4 protein-coding genes are annotated in these 4,087 nt (G+C 73.9%); all 4 read right to left on the reverse strand.

Annotated elements, in window-relative coordinates:
• Positions 1–152 precede the first annotated feature (152 nt).
• On the reverse strand, positions 153–1,628 hold the full coding sequence (gene der / locus HW445_RS20830; protein WP_180222502.1) for a ribosome biogenesis GTPase Der: 1,476 nt from the start codon (positions 1,626–1,628) through the stop codon (positions 153–155).
• A gap of 60 nt (positions 1,629–1,688) precedes the next feature.
• The gene (locus HW445_RS20835) at positions 1,689–2,414 is read right to left on the reverse strand and encodes a lysophospholipid acyltransferase family protein (RefSeq protein ID WP_180222503.1); all 726 of its coding nucleotides are present in this window, start codon (positions 2,412–2,414) and stop codon (positions 1,689–1,691) included.
• The gene (cmk, locus tag HW445_RS20840) at positions 2,372–3,064 is read right to left on the reverse strand and encodes a (d)CMP kinase (RefSeq protein WP_180222504.1); all 693 of its coding nucleotides are present in this window, start codon (positions 3,062–3,064) and stop codon (positions 2,372–2,374) included. The genes HW445_RS20835 and cmk overlap by 43 nt, the downstream gene beginning before the upstream one ends.
• Positions 3,065–3,198: 134 nt before the next feature.
• Positions 3,199–4,087: prephenate dehydrogenase (locus HW445_RS20845; RefSeq protein WP_180222505.1), on the reverse strand; the 889-nt coding region annotated here is incomplete at its 5' end.

Consider the following 4,087-nt stretch of genomic DNA (forward strand, 5'->3'; position numbering starts at 1 on the left):
CCGCGTGGAGGACGCGGACGACGCGAAGGGCGGCTCCCCCTGAGGGGAGCCGCCCTTCGGGCGTCGTGACCCGGTCCGTCACCGGTGGTCCGCCCCGGCGTCCGGGACACCGGGGGCGCGTCACCTCACGACGGTGTCACCTCACGACGGTGTCACTTCTTCTTGGCGCCGCGCTTCTCGCGGACCCGGACCGAGATGTGGATCGGGGTGCCGTCGAAGCCGAACTCCTCGCGCAGGCGGCGCTCGATGAACCGGCGGTAGCCGGCCTCGATGAAGCCGGAGGCGAAGAGCACGAACCGCGGCGGCTTGGTGCCCGCCTGGGTGCCGAAGAGGATGCGCGGCTGCTTGCCGCCCCGGACGGGGTGGGGGTGGGCGGCCACGAGTTCGCCGAGGAAGGCGTTGAGGCGGCCGGTGGGCACCCGGGTCTCCCAGCCGGCCAGCGCGTTCTCGATGGCCGGGACCAGCTTCTCCATGTGGCGGCCGGTCCGCGCGGAGACGTTGACCCGCGGCGCCCAGGCGACCTGGCCGAGCTCGGTCTCGATCTCGCGCTCGAGGTAGTAGCGGCGCTCCTCGTCGAGGGTGTCCCACTTGTTGAAGGCGAGCACCACGGCGCGGCCGGCCTCGACGGCCATGGTGACGATCCGCTGGTCCTGCACCGAGATGGACTCGGAGGCGTCGATCAGGATGACCGCGACCTCCGCCTTCTCGACGGCCGCGGCGGTGCGCAGCGAGGCGTAGTAGTCGGCGCCCTGCTGGAGGTGGACCCGCTTGCGGATGCCCGCCGTGTCGACGAACTTCCAGGTCACGCCGCCCAGCTCGATGAGTTCGTCGACCGGGTCGCGGGTGGTTCCGGCCAGCTCGTTGACGACGACGCGCTCCTCGCCCGCCACCTTGTTGAGCAGGGAGGACTTGCCGACGTTGGGGCGGCCGATCAGCGCGATGCGGCGGGGGCCGCCGACGGCGGTGCCGAAGGACTGCTCGGGCGCCTCGGGCAGCGCCTCCAGGACGGCGTCCAGCATGTCGCCGGTGCCGCGGCCGTGCAGCGCGGAGACGGGGTGGGGCTCGCCCAGGCCCAGGCTCCACAGGTAGGAGGCGTCGGCCTCGCCGCTGGGGCCGTCGACCTTGTTGGCGCACAGCACGACGGGCTTGCCGGCCTTGCGGAGCAGGCGGACGACGCCCTCGTCGGTGTCGGTGGGGCCGACCTTGGCGTCGACCACGAAGACGACCGCGTCGGCGGCGTCGATGGCGTACTCGGCCTGGGCGGCGACGGAGGCGTCGATGCCGAGGACGTCCTGCTCCCAGCCGCCGGTGTCGACGACCTTGAAGCGGCGGCCGGCCCACTCGGCCTCGTAGGTGACGCGGTCGCGGGTGACGCCGGGCTTGTCCTCGACGACCGCCTCGCGACGGCCGATGATGCGGTTCACCAGGGTGGACTTGCCGACGTTGGGGCGGCCGACGACGGCGAGGACGGGCAGCGGGCCGTGTCCGGCCTCGTCGATCGCGCCCTCGACCTCCTCGGCGTCGAAGCCCTCTTCCGCGGCGAGCTCCATGAACGCCGCGTACTCGGCGTCGCCAAGCGCCCCGTGCTCGTACTCGGCCGAGCCGTCGGGCTGGATCTGGTCGTTCATGAAGTCGGTACCTCGTTGCTCATCGAATGGTCGGTGGCGCGCCGCGCGGGGCGGGTGCCACTACTCAAGTGTGACCCGGCGTCCGGTCAGACGCCTGGCCTTTTCCAGGTGCGCGGCCAGTTGTTCCTGGATGCGTGCGGTCGCCTCGTCGAGCGCCGCGCGGGTGCGCCGCCCCGTGCCGTCGCCCGCGTCGAACGGGTCGCCGAAGACGACGTCGATGCGGTGGCGCAGCGGGGGCAGCCCGGATATGAGCCGTCCGCGCCTGTCCGCGCTGCCCAGCACGGCGACCGGCACGATCGGGGCGCCGCTGCGGACCGCGAAGTAGGCGAGGCCGGCCCGCAGCGAGGCGAAGTCGCCCTCGCCGCGGGTGCCCTCGGGGAAGATGCCGAGGACGCCGCCGGCGGCCAGCACGCCCAGGGCGTCGGTGACCGCGGTGCGGTCGGTGCCGGCCCGGTCGACCGCGACCTGGCCGATGCCCCGCAGGAACGGGTCCAGCGGGCCGACGAACGCCTCCTTCTTGATCAGGAAGTGCGTCGGCCGGGGCGAGACGCCCATGACCATGGGGCCGTCGAGCATGTGGCTGTGGTTGACGGCGAGGATGGCCGCCCCGGTGGGCGGCACCTTGCCGGCGCCGAGCACGCGGGGGCGCCACAGCCCGTTCATCAGGCCGACGCCGATGCGCCGGCCGACCTCGGCCCCTCGGGGCGACGGCCCGCCGGCCCTTCCGGAACCGGTCGTTCCGCTCACGCGGCGGCTCGCTTCTCCTCGACCAGGGTGACCACGCACTCGATGACCTGGGCGAGGGTCAGCTCGGTGGTGTCGACCTCTACGGCGTCGTCGGCCTTGGCCAGCGGGGAGGTCTTGCGGCCGGAGTCGGCGGCGTCGCGCTTGAGGAGGGCCTCGCGGGTGGCGTTGACGTCGGCGCCCTTGAGCTCGCCGCTGCGGCGGGCCGCGCGGGCCTCCGGGGAGGCGGTGAGGAAGATCTTCAGGTCGGCGTCCGGGAGCACGGTGGTGCCGATGTCGCGGCCCTCGACGACGATGCCCTGCTCGGCCGAGGCGGCGATGGAGCGCTGCAGCTCGGTGATCCGGGTGCGCACCTCGGGCACGGCGGAGACCGCCGACACCTTGGAGGTGACCTCCTGGGTGCGGATCGGCCCGGCGACGTCGGTGCCGTCGACGTGGATCGTCGGGTTCAGCGGGTCGGTGCCCGAGACGATCTCCGGCTTGGACGCGGCGGCGGCGATCGCGGCCGGGTCGTCGACGTCGATCTCGTTGGTCACCATCCACCAGGTGATCGCCCGGTACTGGGCGCCGGTGTCCAGGTAGCTGAGGCCGAGCTGGGCGGCGACGGCCTTGGACGTGCTCGACTTGCCCGTGCCGGAGGGGCCGTCGATGGCGACGATCACTGCCGGTGCGGTACGGGCGGCGCTTTCCACGGTGGCGGACACCTTCCTGGGGCTGGGCGGTACTGACCGGGCGCGAACGCGCCCCGGACAAGGTTACCGGCCCCCGGGAGGTCACCCTCACGGGTGACCTGCCGCGGGGCTCCGCCCGTGGTGCGGCGGGCGGCTCAGGACCGGACGGCCCAGCCCCGCTCGCGCAGCGCCTGGGTGAGCGGGGAGACGCCCTGGGGCTCCACCATGAGCTGCACGTGGCCCGCCTGCTGGCCGGTGGCGTGCTCGATCCGGACGTCCTCGATGTTGACGCCGGCCTGCTCGGCGTCGGCGAAGATCCGGGCGAGCTGGCCGGGCTGGTCGGTGATGAGCACCACGACGGCCTCGTAGACGCGGGGGGCGCTGCCGTGCTTGCCGGGGACCCGGGTCCGGCCGGCGTTCCCGCGGCGCAGCACGTCCTCGACGCCGCTCGTGCCCTCCTTGCGGGCGGTCTCGTCCTCGGACTGGAGCGCGCGCAGCGCCCGGACGGTCTCGTCCAGGTCGGCGGAGAGGTCGGCGAGCAGGTCGGCGACCGGGCCGGGGTTGGCGGAGAGGATGTCGATCCACATCCGCGGGTCGGAGGCGGCGATCCGGGTCACGTCCCGGATGCCGGGGCCGCAGAGGCGGACGGCGGACTCGTCGGCGTGCTCCAGGCGGGCGGCGACCATGCTGGCCATCAGGTGCGGCATGTGCGAGACGAGGGCGACGGCGCGGTCGTGGGCGTCGGCGTCCATCACGATCGGCACGGCCCGGCAGAACGACACCAGCTCCAGGGCGAGGTTGAGCACCTCGGTGTCGGTGCCGGGGGTGGGGGTGAGGACCCAGGGGCGGCCCTCGAAGAGGTCGCCGGTGGCGGCGAGGGGGCCGGACTTCTCCTTGCCGGACATGGGGTGGGTGCCGAGGTAGGAGGTGAGGTCCAGGCCCCTGGCCTCCAGCTCGCGGCGGGGGCCGCCCTTGACGCTGGCGACGTCCAGGTAGGCGCGGCCCAGGCCGCGGTCCATGGCGTCGGCGAGCGCGCCGGCCACG

It is taken from the genome of Streptomyces sp. UH6, assembly GCF_013421635.1.
GTDB classification, from domain to species: Bacteria; Actinomycetota; Actinomycetes; order Streptomycetales; family Streptomycetaceae; genus Streptomyces; species Streptomyces abyssomicinicus.

Excerpts from the sequence above, each read along its gene's own strand:
- der (WP_180222502.1), bottom strand. The coding sequence starts at position 1,628 with ATGAACGACCAGATCCAGCCCGACGGCTCGGCCGAGTACGAGCACGGG.